This is a genomic window from Candidatus Tiamatella incendiivivens, assembly GCA_015522635.1.
GTDB classification, from domain to species: domain Archaea; phylum Thermoproteota; class Thermoprotei_A; order Sulfolobales; family Acidilobaceae; genus Tiamatella; species Tiamatella incendiivivens.
The window spans coordinates 1-15084 of the sequence record WALW01000015.1; the positions used below are offsets into that span (position 1 = coordinate 1).

At 45.0% G+C, this 15084-nt stretch carries 16 protein-coding genes; 5 read left to right on the forward strand and 11 right to left on the reverse strand.

What is annotated here, in order from left to right:
- Positions 1 to 246: 246 nt before the first annotated feature.
- Positions 247 to 495: a hypothetical protein gene (locus F7B60_03110; protein MCE4614502.1), complete on the reverse strand. Its 249-nt coding sequence runs from the start codon at positions 493 to 495 to the stop codon at positions 247 to 249.
- Between the two features lie 177 nt (positions 496 to 672).
- Between F7B60_03110 and F7B60_03115 the strand changes: the two genes are divergently transcribed.
- Positions 673 to 1506 (forward strand): MBL fold metallo-hydrolase, encoded by an 834-nt coding sequence (locus F7B60_03115; GenBank protein ID MCE4614503.1) that lies wholly within the window; start codon positions 673 to 675, stop codon positions 1504 to 1506.
- A 132-nt stretch (positions 1507 to 1638) separates the two neighbouring features.
- On the opposite strand, the gene F7B60_03120 is transcribed toward F7B60_03115, so the two are convergent.
- The 3 genes from F7B60_03120 to F7B60_03130 form a co-directional block, all read right to left on the reverse strand.
- Positions 1639 to 3474 (reverse strand): prolyl oligopeptidase family serine peptidase, encoded by a 1836-nt coding sequence (locus tag F7B60_03120; GenBank protein ID MCE4614504.1) that lies wholly within the window; start codon positions 3472 to 3474, stop codon positions 1639 to 1641.
- A 52-nt stretch (positions 3475 to 3526) separates the two neighbouring features.
- Positions 3527 to 3988 (reverse strand): hypothetical protein, encoded by a 462-nt coding sequence (locus F7B60_03125; protein MCE4614505.1) that lies wholly within the window; start codon positions 3986 to 3988, stop codon positions 3527 to 3529.
- Positions 3989 to 4636: 648 nt separating this feature from the next.
- Positions 4637 to 4966, reverse strand: coding sequence for a hypothetical protein (locus F7B60_03130; GenBank protein ID MCE4614506.1), 330 nt, complete (start codon positions 4964 to 4966; stop codon positions 4637 to 4639).
- Positions 4967 to 5152: 186 nt separating this feature from the next.
- On the opposite strand from F7B60_03130, the gene F7B60_03135 reads away from it, so the two are divergent.
- Positions 5153 to 5440: a DUF6364 family protein gene (locus F7B60_03135; protein ID MCE4614507.1), complete on the forward strand. Its 288-nt coding sequence runs from the start codon at positions 5153 to 5155 to the stop codon at positions 5438 to 5440.
- Positions 5430 to 5879, forward strand: coding sequence for a type II toxin-antitoxin system VapC family toxin (locus tag F7B60_03140; protein MCE4614508.1), 450 nt, complete (start codon positions 5430 to 5432; stop codon positions 5877 to 5879). Before F7B60_03135 ends, F7B60_03140 begins: the two co-directional genes overlap by 11 nt.
- Here the strand turns inward: F7B60_03140 and F7B60_03145 are convergent.
- Positions 5867 to 6610, reverse strand: coding sequence for a creatininase family protein (locus F7B60_03145; protein ID MCE4614509.1), 744 nt, complete (start codon positions 6608 to 6610; stop codon positions 5867 to 5869). The genes F7B60_03140 and F7B60_03145 overlap by 13 nt on opposite strands.
- 176 nt (positions 6611 to 6786) lie before the next feature.
- Entirely contained in the window at positions 6787 to 8010 is a 1224-nt protein-coding gene (locus F7B60_03150; protein ID MCE4614510.1) for a hypothetical protein, read from the reverse strand.
- Positions 8011 to 8192: 182 nt separating this feature from the next.
- Between F7B60_03150 and F7B60_03155 the strand changes: the two genes are divergently transcribed.
- On the forward strand, positions 8193 to 8657 hold the full coding sequence (locus F7B60_03155) for a MaoC family dehydratase N-terminal domain-containing protein (GenBank protein ID MCE4614511.1): 465 nt from the start codon (positions 8193 to 8195) through the stop codon (positions 8655 to 8657).
- Here the strand turns inward: F7B60_03155 and F7B60_03160 are convergent.
- Positions 8626 to 10170 (reverse strand): acyl--CoA ligase, encoded by a 1545-nt coding sequence (locus F7B60_03160; GenBank protein ID MCE4614512.1) that lies wholly within the window; start codon positions 10168 to 10170, stop codon positions 8626 to 8628. The genes F7B60_03155 and F7B60_03160 overlap by 32 nt on opposite strands.
- A gap of 445 nt (positions 10171 to 10615) precedes the next feature.
- Between F7B60_03160 and F7B60_03165 the strand changes: the two genes are divergently transcribed.
- Positions 10616 to 11824, forward strand: a complete 1209-nt coding sequence (locus tag F7B60_03165; protein MCE4614513.1) for an MFS transporter — start codon at positions 10616 to 10618, stop codon at positions 11822 to 11824.
- A gap of 189 nt (positions 11825 to 12013) precedes the next feature.
- Here F7B60_03165 and F7B60_03170 read toward each other — a convergent pair whose 3' ends face one another.
- The 4 genes from F7B60_03170 to F7B60_03185 form a co-directional block, all read right to left on the reverse strand.
- Positions 12014 to 13180 (reverse strand): hypothetical protein, encoded by a 1167-nt coding sequence (locus F7B60_03170; GenBank protein MCE4614514.1) that lies wholly within the window; start codon positions 13178 to 13180, stop codon positions 12014 to 12016.
- Between the two features lie 81 nt (positions 13181 to 13261).
- Positions 13262 to 13528 carry a type II toxin-antitoxin system RelE/ParE family toxin gene (locus F7B60_03175; GenBank protein MCE4614515.1) on the reverse strand — a complete coding sequence of 89 codons (267 nt, stop codon included), beginning with the start codon at positions 13526 to 13528 and terminating at the stop codon, positions 13262 to 13264.
- 7 nt (positions 13529 to 13535) lie between these two features.
- A complete protein-coding gene (locus F7B60_03180; GenBank protein ID MCE4614516.1) occupies positions 13536 to 14282 on the reverse strand; it encodes a hypothetical protein in 747 nt (248 codons plus the stop codon).
- 412 nt (positions 14283 to 14694) lie between these two features.
- On the reverse strand, positions 14695 to 15084 hold a 390-nt coding region (locus tag F7B60_03185), incomplete at its 5' end, for a ferritin (protein MCE4614517.1).

Consider the following 15084-nt stretch of genomic DNA (forward strand, 5'->3'; position numbering starts at 1 on the left):
CTAATCAATTCTTCAAGGAGTTTCGAGATCTCCATATTCCTCCTCCTAGCGTAGTTCCTCAATTTCTCCCATAGCTCACGGTCGATATACACGCTAGTCTTATACCTTGAACCCAAAACAGCCACCAATATACCTATTATACTTACATACAGCATATAAGTATATTTAATATAGAATATAGTCCTATTATGTAGTTATTATTGAGATTCAAAAGATTGTAATATGTACAATAGTTCCGATATATGCTTAATCGACGAGATCTCTATAGCTGAAAACGTCTATCCCGTATCTATCTTTGATTTCCTTTTTTAATGATAAGATAATTTGGTCTTCAGTGGCAAGGGACTCCTTTCTCATTACTGCTGTTGCTAGGATGACGGAGTCAATGTAATCATTCACTGTATCATAGAGTTGGTAGGATGTTTCGAGAATTGTATTTTCATAAAAGGGGATGACTTCTATAGTATCGAATATGGCGTCAACTGCGTTGGACACATAGTTTCCTGGAACTTTAAGTTTGGCTACTTTGGCCTACAATTAAATAGAAAGGGTGTGATATTCAAATTCTATGCATCCTCCTTTTATATTATAACACTAAACAACCGGCATCCGTAGTATAATAAAGTGTACGGAAACAAGATAGCGAAACCTTTAGGAGTGGTATCCGAAAATTTGATAAACGAACTCAACTATCAGAGTGTAATGGTTCGTGAATTGCCCGTCGAGCATAGTTTTCACAAGGATGTGGTAGTCTATAGGTGCGGCACCCTCATTAAAGGAGAGGTTTTCACCTGGGCATACTTCTACGAACTCGGAAACATATTATTCGACAGCGGCTGCCCTAATACTGCAAGGGAAACCGTGGAAGAAGTAGGGAACATGGTCACTGTCCTGATAACCCATCACCACGAGGACCATATCGGAGCAGCTCCACTACTCTCTAGGACAGCTAAAATATATGCTCCACGCAAATCCATTGAGCTATTAAGGAATCCCCCTGAGATCCCCGATTACCGGAAAATAGTGTGGGGCCAGCCAGAATCCTTTAAACCATTGCCAGTACCTGACAGACTGGAGATCAACGGTTTAACTATCGAGGTATTGGAAACCCCCGGACATAGTTTCGACCACGTAACCTATCTTGTAGGAGACATTGCTTTCGTTGGTGACCTAGTTAACCGGCCGAGGCAGATTGTTTCACTTAAAGGGGAAAACATGGTTGAAACAATACATTCCCTAGAGAAATTACTTAGCTATGACATAAAGTGGGCTTATGGGGGAACAGGAGTATACAACCGAGCTGAAGTTGAGGAATACCTGGAATACCTGGTGGACCTTAAAGACAGGGCTGAACACCTCTATAACCGAGGAATGGGAATAGAGGAAATAGCTGGAAAGCTCTTCCCAAACCCCTCGCGTAAGGCTATATTATTCGAGCAGTATAGTGGTGGAGAGTGGTCAAGGATTAACCTGGTGAAATCACTCCTAGGCGTATGTGATGAATAAAGGTACCTAACCCCACAATGGTCTAGACATAATAGACACTAATTTGTCACAAGATTGGTATACTTAGTACTTTATACAAGCCTTTCAATTACATGTCTATCGACATAGATCGCAAAGAGACTCATAAAGTATTTATCCAGTCACTTTAATTAGGAATGCTTGTATATCAGCTAGCTCCCTTGCCTTTATCTTGGGATCGGCTCCCATGTGACCCGAGCCTGTCTCAACACGGAGGTAGACAGGTGCACCCGCCTCCTCCAGTATCGCCGTAAATCTCAGAGCATGGCCTGGGTGTACCCTATCGTCGTGGAGCCCAGTATATATCAGCGTCGATGGGTATCTTCCCGGTCTAACATTGTGCATTGGTGAGTATGTTAGGAGGTAATCCCTGACCTCAGGATTCTCAGGGTCACCGTACTCATCAATCCAGAGGCTCCCAATGTAGAGCTTGTGGAATCTAAGCATATCAATCACAGGATAACCTATGAGAGCAGCGTCAAGGAGCTCTGGTTCCTGTGTGATAACAGTTGCTATGAGCAGTCCACCGTTACTAGAGCCCCACCCGGCAACCTTGTAACCCTTGGATTTCAGTTTCCGGGCAACCGCCCTATAGTCCTCGAACACCTTCCTCTTATTCAGCCTCCTACCCATATCATGCCACCTCTCACCATACTCCCTTCCACCCCTCAGGTTAACCATGACATATGCGAACCCTCTGTCCAGGATTGGCTTGAGGTGGCCGATGTATCCTGGTGTGAGGCTTATGCCGAAACCACCATAACCATACAATAAAGCTTTCCCCGCGTCCACTCCGGGTTCCTTGGCTATGAAGTAATGTATCCTAGTCCCATCAAAACTATCTGCCCAATCCTCCGAAACCTCTAAGCCCAAGTCTACACTTGACTTATAAAGGGAACGCATGCCATGTAAATCGTATAGACCCATCGGTTTGTTGAATGACTCAACCTGACCTAGCACACGGTCTCTCCATCTTTTCATGAACACTACAGTAGACGGCTCCTCAGGCTCCCAGCGATCTCTCAGTGTGCCATTTAGAGTATAGACTTCTATAGTACTCTTTGCATCGATAAGCCTATTGACAGTTATCTCTCCATCATGTGCAACGGCCTCCTCTACAGGGTATTTGGCATGGGCTGGAACGACCTCCCTGAATCCTCCTCCACTAACCTCTACGATTCTACCTGTGCCTAAATCATCGTAAACCACGGCATACACCCTGTTGTGGCCGGATCCGGCAGGGCTTAAGGGAACTCCTGGGCTGAGTAGTAGTCTCCACTTACCGGGATCGCCTAGTGGTCCAGCGTATAGTTTCCCCTCACTCCATCCCTTCGAAACCATGATAATCAGAATGTCCTCCTCGTAAACAGGGTGTATATTGACGAGATAGCCTCTAGGTAACCCCTTACCCCATATAACCTCCTCTTTCCCTGATTCCATGTCCCTTAGGATGATCCTCTCCGACGGCACATCACCTCCGTCCGGAGGAGGCTCTCTTCTATACATGCGGAGGTAATAGTAGCGGCCGTCGCTCCTCCAGGCTATACTATAAACGTAGCCTTCCAACTTATCGACAACACTATTATTACGGGTATCAATGATTTCTATGACACCCTCATCGCTTCCCATAGTATAACCTACTCCTAGAAAACTGCAGTCAGGTGAAGGGTATACTCCCCAGACCACCACACCCGGTTTGCTGAAGGCCACTCTGTCACCGGGCTTCTCTATGACTCTGAACACTTCTTTCCCCCGGATGACGACGAAAGCTTTACTCTTACATACCTCGTAGGTGTAGACATAGTCTACTCCATACCAGGAGAGTACTTCTGGAAGTATCTCATCAGGCAACCCGTTCAGGAACTCTCTAAGCCGTTTGTTATGACTTTCAATAAACTCCCTTGTCCTAGGATCATCTAGATCCTCAAGGTATAGGTAGGGTGTATTCAACAGTCTCCCACCGTTTAAATGGGATTGTAACTGGTTTGTTAAGTCAGTATAGTCAATTGATCGGTACTGGCTTGTGGGAACGCCTCCCGTATAATCCTGTTATTAGGGATAGTATGATGACCACATACATGGATGCGCAGTATAGGCATATGCTGGATAACTCCTCTAACTGCAGGTATGCTAGGTAGGGGATCAACAAAGTTCCTATAGCGTAGAAAGCTATTATAGTGTTCAGAATTCCCCTGCTTCCAATGTTTATGTATATTAGTGTTAGGATTGTTTGGAGGGAGAAGAATGCTAGCGCGATCCAGGACAGGTGTACCTCCCCGATTAAAGGGATACTGAGCCATCCTAGGGAGTACGCTGTCTCGCATGCAGTGGGCCCGGGTGAGCCCGGGGCCTGTGTACAGTATCCTATGTCATTCCCAGACTGGTGGCTCCATGTGTAGAATGCAGCTATCGAAGCACCTGCCACGGATAGTATTAACAGTATTATCGGTATGGTTCTCCTCATGCTGGCTCCCTCGCTGTTTACATTCTTTTATGTTAATAATAAAGGTAAGTTTAGATATTATTGTAAAAAACAAATTTAATTCTAACACTGTAACTAGTAAACTCGCGTAAAATGCCATCCCAGTTATCTACTCTATGAACGTTAAGAGTAACCACGATAGGCAATGAAGAAGTCACAGACAGATTGGAAAGACATTATAACACAACCGGCTAACTAATTGAACGATGGAATATAAGATAATGAACTAAGCATCGTGAAGAGCAATAATAAACAGGTGCCAAGAAAATGTCATGGTTCAATGAATTCATTAAAATGGTTGAGAAATTATTCGAACTCGAAAAGAACGAAGGTGATATACCAGTAAAGCTCGAAGGGGGTTTAGAGGAGTTACTATCTGAACGTGAGAGGCTTTAGTCTATCGTCATACTTGAATGCCGTGTATTATGGCAGCACTATGACCATTAGACCCAAGGAATGAGAAAGCAAGGCAATCCGTATCCATTAACGTGATACATTTTGAAAGCAATTAAAGGTGACGCTGGATGCTTAAAGTAAAAGTAGGTATAATCTCCTATAAGTCAAGGCATTGTTAGTAGAGGTAGCTTTCTCAGACAGCTTTCTCTGCGGCTTCGCCGGATAGGATCTCCCTTACCTTATCCATGAAGGGGGGGTTACTCCATTTACGGCTAATACAAGTAATCCGTCTTCCTTTCTAACAGTATCAATTACATCCCTGATGTTATCTTCCTTTATAACGCCTCCTTTACCGCCGATAAGCTTGAGTATAAGCCTGTAGTGGAAACCTGCTACCCATATCCTCTTCATCCTCTTATTGCTATTTATTCTCTCGAAGAATTCTTGGAAAGCGAATATCCTGTCAACTCTATCCTTCCTGAAGTAAGCGATAATACACACGGGCTTATCGATGTGTATCATGAGATAATTTAATACTAGATCAGTCGACTCGGGGTCATTCACCTTGCTAGCGTCAAACCATTCAACCCAACGAAAGAATTAATAGCCGAGATCTTAGAGTTAAGTCTAAACCACAAACTCCTCCAAGTAACCTAATCTCAAGAATTTACCTTGTTTACTAAAGTCGTTATAGTCTAGGAGTAAAGATATTATACTTCTAAACGTATATACGTAATTATGGTGTAAATGTTGGGAAAGAAAAAACTAACTCTAAGTGTAAATGAGGATCTCCTGGATGAAATCAAGAAAATAGTTGCAGGAGAAGGAAGAAGCATTAGTGGAATAGTTGAGGAATACTTTGAATACTTAGCATCTACCAGTTGGATAGTATCACTCTCAGAAGAACTAGGTATAGGTAAACTCGAACCCACTACAGAGAGGGAAATCCCGGAAACCCGGCCTAAAGGCTTAGATGCGGGGAAAATCGTTAAACAAATTAGGAAAAACCGTGAAGAGAGGATAACACATGCCTTATGAAAGCAACTACTATCTAGATACTAGCGCGTTAGTCAAGAGATACGTCGAAGAACCCTATACGAAAGTAGTGGACGATATATTCTCTGAAGCATATAGGGGAGTATCAAGGATATCTCTCTCATACTGGAATATAGGGGAATCGATTGTAGTCTTTGACAAGTATCAAAGAAGAATAGGGTTGAATGGAAGACAGTTAGCTAAAAACATGCTAAGAGAAATGAAAACTCTGAGCAAACTGCAAATGGTGAAAATAATGGGAATAACGCCAAGAATCCTGAGTGAATCCATTAGAATAATACTTAAAGACCATATATACCTAGCAGATGCCCTTCAGATCCCATCAGCTAAGAAAACAAAGGCAACATCCTTCGTAACAGGAGACCGGAAACTAGCTGAAATAGCAAAGAAAAAAGGGCTAAAAACAATCTACTTAGGATAAACATCCTTAACAGCTAAATTAAGCCTCTTAGCCACAGCCAGTACGTCCTCAGCGATCTCGGTTACTACTGCATTCAACCATTTCTCGCCCTTCTCTCTCGAAGCCAGCCTTGCATCCCCGGTCAAAGCCTTCGAATAAATTTCCTCTTCAATTCCACGGTGGTAGACTCTAATAGGTAGACGCTCAGCTTCCGCATAATCTGCTGAATCGAGATCGATAAGGTGCTCGGCTATAACTAGCATAGCGCTGGTCTCGTCCTCCCCGGCGTGACCTGGTTTACTGAAAAGCCTCCTCCTCTCCTCGATAGCGACATCCTTCCACCAGTCAACCACGATCACAGCCAGATCAGTCTCCATAGCAGCCTGCCTAGCAGCATAATGCAGTGCTACAGTATTCCCGCCATGACCACTAACCACTACAACCAGTCTAGCACCATTCCTATGAGCCTCCCTCAGAATCTCCACTACATAACTGACAAGAGCATCCTGGCTAACGTCGAATGAACCCTTATGATTCCTCATAGCCATACAAGAACCATACCAAACAGGCGGGAGAACCACACCGCCAACACGCTCGGCAACCCTCTCAGCAACATAAACAGCCGTCAACGTATCAGTACCCAAAGGCAAATGCAAGCCATGCCTCTCCAAAACACCAACCGGGAGAAACATTACACTCAAATCCCGCCTGTCAACCTGTTTCCCAGTAAACTCCCAAAACCTAACACTCAAGAGAATGCACCCTACTTTTTTCTAGAGATGTTGGTGAATCAATAAATATAGATATATGTGAAAACTTGACGCTATGAACCAAGCGATAGGTAACCACCTGATATCCTCGTTCGTTTCTAGGGAATGTTTTTCTTATCCTTTGCCAGTACACAAGTCCATCGAGAAATCTAGTGGAGCTAATATATAGACAACTCATTTACCCAGCTGCAACTTGGTCTCTCCTTAATTCTTTCCACTAACTCTGTCAAGGTTAGCACGGGAATGTTGGACTTATAGTCATACTGTTCTTTGGTTATCACAAGCTTTACTTCAGCTTTTACATTGGCTAGCTTATCTATGGTCTTTCGTAACTCTTCTTTCCTAATATTATCTCTCCATTTGACCTCTGAAATTAGCCATGGTTCCCTGTGCCTTGTTAATGCTATATCTATTTCTGGTTGGAGTATTTTGACTGGCCGTAACCCGCAGTCACGTGATAGTAGTCTCTCTACAAATACCTCCATTAGATTAAGGATACTGGTTCTACCTATGTTATACATGAAGTCTTCTCCTACGGGTATGTCCCATATTCCATATTTCGCGTTGAGGTAGTATGCAGTGTGTGTCAGCGGGGATACGTGTCTGTAGATTGATTTCTTTTTACCCCATACTTGTATCTTCTCTATTAGGCCTATCTTGAGCATAGCGTCGATATATTTGGTTATATAGGACGGTGATTGTCCGGGGATTAATCCGCGCGAGTATAGGTAGGATGATAGCTCTGATATCCTGGTTTTACCCATGGATAATCCCTCAAGTATATGGTGGTATCTTTGAGTGACCTCATAATTCTCCTCAGCTAAGACTTCCCCGGCTAGGCTCCTAGCTATATCACCGGAGTAAAGCAGTATCTCCCTCAGACTCCTCCCGACGAGGACTGGTTCCTGGTAGAATACCAGTCTCTCGAGTAGATCGTTTGTTAGGCTAGGCCATTGATGGAATACTAGGTCTAGGGGGGAGATTAAGCCGACTCTGTATGATAGGAATAAACCTTTCAACGGCGCGTTCGGGGTGGCAATATACCTTCTATGATAATGGAGAGTCGATGTAACCAGCACTATATCCGGGGGACAGCTTCCTGCTTGTATTGTATCGAATAATATGGGGGGTGCTCGGTGGAATTCGTCTATTATTACTTTATCCGTTCTCCTGCATAGCTGGATGAATTCCCTGGCAGCATATTCGGACTGGTTTTCCGGGTCATAGAATATTCCTCCTCTCCTAACTATGTAATAATCGTAGTCTTCTAGTGTTCTTCTGGTGTAGAATGTTTTACCTGTCTTCCTTCTTCCATAGAGTAGTCTTCTCCCTGTTGTTTTCAGGAATTCTTCTATGCCTCTCCTCTTGACAAATATACTCATGGTATTATACCCTAATTATAATACTCAAAGTATAATAATAAAAGTATTCACCCCGCCAGAAATAAACCATCCCTCCCCAGTACATCTACAGGGTACTAGGAAACCTTTCCTATCCAAGAACATACATGTGGAAACCGATATATACATAAAGTAATAAATTGACATTACAGGTGAATCCATTCTTGACCCGCCAACCCATGTACTACGAGTCAATCCCTGTCGGAGAGAAGTTCGAATCCATCCCTAGGACGATAAGTGAGACTGATATATGGATGTTTGCCTACCTCACAGGTGACTTCTTCCCCATACACACCGACAAAGTGTTCGCTGAGAAAACGGTATTCGGTAAACAAGTAGCCCAAGGCATGCTAGTATTAAGCATCGGGTTAGGCATGATCGATCAGATAATCCTTTCACTATTCGATGTCAGCACTGTAATAGCCTTATTCGGCCTCAGGGAAGTCAGGTTCCACAGGCCTGTCTACATAGGGGACACGATAACAGCTATCGCAGAGGTTGCAGAGAAAAAGGATTTCAACCGGGAGAGCGGTGTAGTCACTTTCAGGGTGGAGGTGAAGAACCAGAGGGACGAGACCGTTCTAACCGGCTACTACTCTACTTTGATCCGGAAAGCTCCCGCAGGATAGCCTCCTTCAACCTTATCCTATCAGTCTTCCCAAGCCTAGTCATAGGCATACTATCCCTCACAAGAACCCGCCGGGGCACCTTGTAGTCAGCAAGCTCCCTCCGGCAAGCCTCAATCAACTCCTCCTTACTAATAGACTCACCCTGCTTAGGCACCACAACAAGCCAGACAACCTCCCCGTAAATCTCGTGGGGCACCCCTATCGCTGCTGCCATAGCGACCTTAGGGTTCCTCATAACAACCTCCTCAACCTCAGTAGGGAGGACAGTATAGCTCCCAACCCTGATAACCTCCTTCTTCCTACCCTCAATATACAGCTCTGAGCCGCGCTTATAGCCCAGGTCACCGCTAACCCAGTACCCGTTGTGGAACCCTTTCCCAGTCTCCTCGGGCTGGTTGAAGTAACCCTTACTCACAACAGGCCCCACAACCAGAACCTCCCCGACCTCCCCGTCCGGGAGCTCCTTACCAGAGTCATCAACGATTTTTACGTCAACTCCCTCGAGAGGCACACCCACGTATCCCTCAGCGAACTTCAACGGGTCATCCCAAGGCCGGGAGAAAGTTGCGAACCCGGCTGTCTCAGTCGACCCATAACCAACAGCTATCTTGCCACACCACTCCTGCATCCTCTTAAGTAGCTCAGGGTTCAATCTCTCCCCCGCCGTCACACACAGCTCCATAGGCGGTGGTTGGATGGGTAATGAGAATATGAGGGCGTACATTGTGGGTACTGCTCCGAAGAAAGCTATCTTCTCCTCCCTCAGTAACTGAACTATCACATCAGGCCTCCAGTGGTCTACTAGGACCATTTTCGCGCCATTCACCAGGCCTGTTGTGAAGAGCTCTGTTGTACCTCCAACATGACTTGGAGGTAGGTGTACTAGGAAAGTCATTCTCTCCTCCCTACCTATATAATTAATTATGCCATTCAACTCCCCAACAGCCATTGAGACAATATTCCTATGCGACAACAAAGTAGCCTTAGGAACACCGGTAGTCCCGCCTGTGAATATAATCAATATACTATCATCCGGTGTCTGAGGCACAGGCTCCCCCAACGGCTCCCCGTCGAGTAACTCGTGGAAGCTGGGCTCTGAGTTCAAATAATATATTAATGGCCTGCCGATCTCATCCCTGATCTCCTCCAATGTACCCCTTATATTGTTATCACCGTAACTGTCGAGCGCTACTACAACCTTGGGTTTAACATGGCCCAGGAACCTTCTGAACTCGCTGATCCTGTACCTGACATCCATGGGTACACATATAGCACCAATCCTCGCGCACGCCAAGTACATGTATATGTACTCGGGCCTCATGGGGAGAACAGTAGCCACCCTATCCCCCTTCCCCACACCATGCACGACGAGGGATCCAGCCACCCTGTCAACTCTATCCTTGAGTAAACCATAGCTCACAACTTCTCCATGAAACTTCAAAGCCGGGAATCCACTGTCCACGGAGGCCCAGTAATCAAGGTATTTCCATAGGAAATCGAATTGAACAGACAAGATTATGCACCTAAAGGGTATTCTAGGAGAATTATTATGTTGATATAGATATAAATGCTTGGATCCAAACCCACAGGAGAGTCACATAGAAAACGTAGTTATAAGAAGCAGTTCAATAAACTCGAGCATGACAGTTAGATAAACACATAAAAACAAAGAAATTATAATTGGGTTCGCATAAGGCAGGCGACGCAGCTAGAACATGTCAGTGCCTACACTCATTTAGCTCGTAAACCTTTCTACCATATTACTTCCTCTACGAGCTAATAGACGGAGGTACAAGAAAATGTGGTAGGCTCATATATTAGTGAAATCTAGTGATCCTCACGTATACTATGTGTTCTACACTGCAAGTATGTTATCTATTAATGTATTGTCTAGAGATAATCGATAAATATTCTATATAAACATTAAGTTCAAATGTATATACGAGATGACTAGGCTATTGAAGAGGCTCCTCGCTGCAATAGGCATAATTGCCTTCTCAATAATGTTCTCAATAGCCATAGTAGGCCCACTCCTGTCCACCCTAGCAGACGTGGAAGGCATACCGCTAGGCTCCAAGCCTAATACAAGTATAGGCATAATATTCGCTCTAGGAGGTCTATCTCTAGCCCTAGCGCAAATACCTTTCGCCCGCCTCGCAGACAAGTACGGTAGAAAACCCTTCGTAATAACCGGCAGCATAAGTGTTGCCACAACAGTCCTCCTCATCGGCTACTCTCATACAACTGCGAATATGCTAGGGTTACACCTACACTTAAACCGCGTAGGATGGGACGCCTCTACAGTTACATTAGCAACAATGAGGACGCTTCAAGGCATAGCCGCTGCTGCAACGTGGCCTGTCCTACTCTCAATAATAGCAAGCGAGATCCCCGAAGAGAAAATGGGTACAGCCATGGGCGTATTCGGTGCATCATTCGGCCTCGGAATGAGCCTAGGCCCAGTAATAGGCCCAGCCCTTGCTTCTACATCAAATATACACACTCCGTTCATACTTTCAGCGATTCTAGCCACAATATCTGCACTAGTCGCACTCCATATACGGGAAACCTGGAGACCGATACAGAAAACTGGGGAGTCAAAAGCTAGCCTAAGGGATCCACGCCTCATAGGTCTTGGGCTGATAAGCTTCACACTACTCTACGCGATGGGATCACTGGTTGTAATATATCCCCGCTATATGGTGGATACCCTAAACCTAGGCCTAGATAAACTGGCCATAGCGATGGCACTCGCAAGCCTAACATACAGCCTCCTACAGCCAATAACTGGGAAACTAGCAGATATGCTAGATAAAAGGCTCCTCGTAGCAGTAAGCCATCCCCTTACAGGCCTAGCAGTCCTACTCGCAGCCTTATCAACCACACCCACCAACATATACATCTCAATGCTTCTCTTCGGAGTGGGAGGAGCAATAGCATTTCCAGCGGCAACAGCAATCCTAGGGAGCATAGCCCCAGAGGGAATGGAGGGAGCATACACCGGAGTATACAATGCAATGCTCAGCCTAGGAGTAACAATCTCACCCATAACAATAGGCCTCCTAGCCGACACAACAGGCTATGTGACAGCCTTCGCTACAGTCCTACCCACAGTACTAGCTGGGACAATAGGTTTCCTAGCAACCAACAGTCATACACACCTATAAAAAAATCTAATGTGCTCAGCATACTTAGAGGATTAGATGTCTGTGTTTGCTAGGAGAGTTCTATGTAGGAGACTGATAATTCTGGTTGCTGTTGATTCATCAGAAAGGCTCCTTGACACCCGTATTCCTAAAGCTATTACTTGTTCTAATACCGCGGTGTATTAGTTATTGCCCCAATTTTACTTGATTTCACCTGTTCAGTGGGCCTATTGGAGTTATTTGGGCTTCTAGCAGCTTTGCGATTACTATTATCGGTGTCCCCTGGCCTTTGTCCCCTTGGGGGAATATTGCTTGGTAGTATACAGGTAGTATTGAGAACGGGGTTATTAGGCAGTATCCGTGGACATAGTCTGGCTCTGTCCAGTATTCAAGTTTGTAAAGGGTGGCGTTAAAGTTTGTACCTGGATAGACTATTGTACCGTTTATGGTTGTTTTTAGGTAATAGTAGTCGTATAATCCTCCGCTTGCAGAGGCAGGGTTCTTGATTGTTTCCCCTATTTCGTCGAAGAAGCCTCCGGGCCACTCTATTTCAAGCGGCTGATATAGTAGTATTATATCGTGGTCCTGTATCGGGGCAAGCTTGTCCATTAGCGAGTATGCTTCAGGTGATCCCTGTACTACGGGTTCGCATTGAACGGCGTGGTCTATGTCGTAGGATGCTTGGGGGGATGACCAGCTCCCGGTGCTCTGGGGGTCGCTGCTCGCTATGTCTGCTCCTAGTATTGATTTTTGTATTCCATGCGGTGTTGCGTAGGCCTCGAAGTCTATGTATGGTATCTTGTTGTAGTAGGGTAGCATTGTCTCGTTGACGAGGTGTGTCCTGATGGTTATCCAGTAGCCGTCTTGGAAGGTGTACCTGTACTCGATTGTTATGGTGTCCTGGACCGTTTTCTGCTCATGGGTGCCTTGAACGTAGTTGTAGCAGGAGGCTGTGTAGGGTTGCCTTGTCATTGTCCATGTGACGTTGAAGACTATGCTCTCTCCGCCGATTGTGTAGTTGTACATCATTTTGACGTGGGTGAAATCGTAGAAAGTATTGTTTATTAGTACGGGGGCCCAGTAGAGCTCCTCCTCTGTTGGATCGTGTGTTAATACTGGTGCCTCTAAGATTTCTGTGTGATCCCATATATCTGATTCCATGCTTACACCGGTCTCCGTCTCTGTCTCCCCTGTAGTTGTGGTAGCGGTTTCGGGATGGCTTGTTGTATGGGTTGTTGTTCCTGTTGGAGTGGTTGTTTCATGTGTTTGCTGGGTGGTTGTCGTGGTTGGTGGGGCTGGTTGATGTGTTGTGTAGACGTAGGCTGCTGCTCCTGCTATGACGAGGACGAGTATGATTACTGTTATAGTGGATTGCAAACCTGGTTTCACCGTTGTCTATTGGATTCCTGTGAGAAGGTGTGGTTGGGGTTATTTAAAAACTAGGGTGAGGGGGTTAGTTTAGTCATGTTTTCCCAGTTTGTCGTAGAACTTGCCTCTATAGCCTATTTCTACGATTATTATTGTACATGGCCTGAGTATGTATGCTATTCTAATGTCTCCTATGCGGGACTTGCAGAGATCACGTAGGCTTCCCTTGAGCCGCGCCTCGCATATGGGGTTATCGGATAATTCCCTTAGTCTCTCATTGACTCTCTTAACTAGGTCTTTTGGAGCTTTTCTAAGGAACTTTTCTGCACTTTTACTTAACTCGATTTTACAGGGCAATCAAACGTTACCTCTTAACGGCACCAAGTTTTAGAAGTTCCCTGTAGACATCATCCTTTACTAGGATGTCCAGCGTGTCAATATAGTCCTCGACTTCCGCCGCGTAATGCTTACACCAATGGGCTAGCTTATCCCTGTTCTCAACCTTATAGTCTTTAACTATGCCTAACACTGGAGATGTCGAAGCTACCCAAGTGAACGTGAGGTATGCTGTGTAAGTCGTGAATTCAACGAAAGCCTTGGGGTCCCGGTCTAATATTCTCTTTATGAGTCCATCAACCCCTAGCTCGGATATTTTCTCAATGACCCATCTATCACGGTCAAGGAGAACAGACAGCCCATATACAAGGTCTTCAGCGAACTTATACCCGCTTCTTCTAACAAGTTTTGCAAGAGCAGTACCTAGCTCCTCCTCTATATTGATGAATTCTTCCAGAGTTGAACGATCTGTACTGGAAAGTATTTGCTGTGTGAGTTCCGCCTCTGGGAGAGCTATTCTAGCCCAGAATTTCTCAACTAAAGAGTGAACATCTTGTTCAAGGTTGTCTGTAGTTAAAGCTTTAGCGACTTCATTTCTTAGCGCATCATCCAACACTCTATAGAGTGCTTCAGCCATTTCCTCACCTATAAACTCACTAAACCTCCCTGCAATACCTTTAATATCATTGACAGCGACATCTCCACTTATACCACTAACTAAGGGGAGGCCAAGACCCCTAATCCATTCAAGCCCATAAATAACAGCTACAGACATACAGCCTCCTCCTACTATATTAGAATAAAAAGAGGACTTTAAAACAGTATGGAAAACACCTTCTAACCCATGAATTGGATTACCCAAACTTTTCCTTAAACCAAATGGAGTTGCAAACGAAATATTCTGTTCCCCGAGAATTCAATCCATATTTAACCTTATATTCCAACAACCATACCGTCACCTTTTTACACAGTCAAGCATGGTCATAAAGGCTTAAACTGTAGATTTGAAGTCGATATAACATTATCAGCTCTTGGAATGCTCGTTGATAAGCACTAAAGATGTGGGGTTCCCATTCCCCTAGAAATCCAGCCAATGAAGACGGGAGGCTGGTAAGTTATTCACTGTGATTATTTCAAGAAACCCAGAGAACCAGGTATTCCGTACAGCATTAAAAAAGGGAGGAAGGTTAGTCTTCCCGTTGTGCTAGCCTTGAGTCTAGCATTAGTAGTGCGTGCGGCTGCTCGCTTGTTAGTTTGAGCATTCCAAGTATCTCGCTGAACGTTTTCTCCTCCTCCACTTGCTCATCTATAAACCAGTGTAGGAAGACCTCGGTAGGCTTGTCGCCTAGTTCCCTGGCTGCCTCGAATATCTTGTTAATGCTGTCCGTAACGAATTTCTCGTGCTTCAACCCCTCCTCGAACAACTGTGTAACGCTCTCCCACTCAACCGGGGGTTTCTCTATAGCTTCGAGGACTACTCTTTCCCCGCGATCGTTTATGTACTCGTAGAACTTCATCGCGTGCTCTACTTCCTCTTTCGCCTGGATCCTCATCCACTTCGCGAAGCCGGGTAGGCC

Bases quoted from the DNA above. Each gene is read 5' to 3' on its own strand.
- F7B60_03180 (MCE4614516.1), bottom strand. From the start codon at position 14,282: ATGTCTGTAGCTGTTATTTATGGGCTTGAATGGATTAGGGGTCTTGGC.
- F7B60_03125 (MCE4614505.1), bottom strand. From the start codon at position 3,988: ATGAGGAGAACCATACCGATAATACTGTTAATACTATCCGTGGCAGGT.
- F7B60_03150 (MCE4614510.1), bottom strand. From the start codon at position 8,010: ATGAGTATATTTGTCAAGAGGAGAGGCATAGAAGAATTCCTGAAAACA.
- F7B60_03140 (MCE4614508.1), top strand. From the start codon at position 5,430: ATGCCTTATGAAAGCAACTACTATCTAGATACTAGCGCGTTAGTCAAG.